The following is a 1,069-nucleotide window of genomic DNA, read 5'->3' as shown; positions in this document are numbered from 1 at the left end:
GAGCCTGTCATAGAAAGCCTCACGTGCGAAGCAGCAGGGTTTGGAGACGGTGTCTACAAGCTCCAAAGCCCTGCAAAACGAAGCTTCGGTCGACGAGTTCTTGAATGCAGCGGCTACCGAGACGGTTCCGCTGTTTGAACATCTCGACTTCGAGTTTCTACTGGAGTACAAAGTGTTCGCCCCCGCTCGCCGGGGGCGAACACGAGTTCACAAACCACCAGACCTCTTTTGCGGCTTTCTACACTGCTACTACGAGGACGTCTACGGCACTCGTCCGATCACACGAGAACTCCAGCATAGCCTTGTCTGGTACTACTGCGGACTCGACAAACCGCCGTCCAGAGACACTATTGATCGGTTTCTCACTGATCTCGAACACGTCGTTGACGATGTCTTCGACAGACTCGTCGAGCAGGCCGCCGCCCGCGGCCTGCTCGACTCCACGTACTCTATCGATTCAACTCACATCGAAGCGATCCAGCACAACGACGCCGCCTCATGGAACTACGACCCAACAGCCGAGGAGTACTACTACGGCTTCGGCTGTACACTCGTCTCAACCGGCGCAAAGATCCCAATAGCAGCGGAGTTCACACAAGCTAAACAAGCGGATCAGGAGACGGCGATGCGCGTCACGCGTGACGCGCTCGCCGTCGACACACCGATCTGGATGCTCGGAGACAGCGCCTACGATATCCTCGACTGGCACGACCACCTGCTGGCCGCAGGGGTCGTGCCAGTCGCCCCGTACAATCCACGAAATACTAACGACCCGAAAGCCATCGAGTACAGAGTCGAAGACCGTATCGAAGAACACAGCGAGGAGGTTCAGCTCAAGCAATCCATCTTAGACGAGACGTACAATCACCGGACAGGAGTCGAACGAACCAACGATGCGGTCAAGGACTGCGGCCTCGGGCACGTTCGCGCCCGAGGCCGCGTCCACGCACGAACACAAGTGTTCCTTGCGCTGTGTCTCCGTCTCGTCGTTGTAATCACCAATTTCGAGCGGGGAGACGACCTTGGCCGCGAGAAGCTCAAGCTATGAGATGGTTTCTATGACAGGCTC

At 57.1% G+C, this 1,069-nt stretch carries 1 protein-coding gene; it reads left to right on the top strand.

Going from position 1 to position 1,069, the window contains the following annotated elements; genetic code table 11:
• The first annotated feature begins 49 nt into the window (after positions 1-49).
• Positions 50-1,048 carry a transposase gene (locus EXE41_RS18545; RefSeq protein ID WP_137691789.1) on the top strand — a complete coding sequence of 333 codons (999 nt, stop codon included), beginning with the start codon at positions 50-52 and terminating at the stop codon, positions 1,046-1,048.
• The last annotated feature ends 21 nt before the right edge of the window (positions 1,049-1,069 follow it).

The sequence above is a fragment of the Halorubrum sp. SD690R genome (assembly GCF_005435035.1).
Taxonomy (GTDB): Archaea; Halobacteriota; Halobacteria; order Halobacteriales; family Haloferacaceae; genus Halorubrum; species Halorubrum ezzemoulense.
This window is presented reverse-complemented; position numbering and strand designations above follow the sequence as displayed.